Below are 357 nucleotides of genomic sequence, written 5' to 3' on the forward strand. Positions count from 1 at the left end.
TGGTGGAGCTACGCGGGATCGAACCGCGGACCTCTTGCATGCCATGCAAGCGCTCTCCCAGCTGAGCTATAGCCCCGCTTATCTTTCTTCCCGGACCATGTCCGTTCAGACGAGGCGCATAATAGGCAGGGGGCCTTTTTGTGTCAACCAGAAAATAAAAAAAAACCACCCAACCAGTCATTTTTCGACCTACCTGATGAGATTGCCGCCAATTCTACATAAGCCGTAAGCCAGTATTTATACCAATTTAAATAAAGGTCTGATCATTTTAAACCCGAGCTCAGAGGCAACACAGCCGCCTCCCTCGACACGCCATGAACCCATCCGTGGGGGCTCGGAAATGCCGTCCATGGCATT

Annotated in this window: 1 tRNA gene; it reads right to left on the reverse strand. The window is 51.3% G+C overall.

What is annotated here, in order from left to right:
- Positions 1–76 (reverse strand) — tRNA-Ala (locus Q0753_RS16600).
- Between the last annotated feature and the right edge of the window lie 281 nt (positions 77–357).

It is taken from the genome of uncultured Oceanisphaera sp., from assembly GCF_947495715.1.
Classification (GTDB): domain Bacteria; phylum Pseudomonadota; class Gammaproteobacteria; order Enterobacterales; family Aeromonadaceae; genus Oceanimonas; species Oceanimonas sediminis.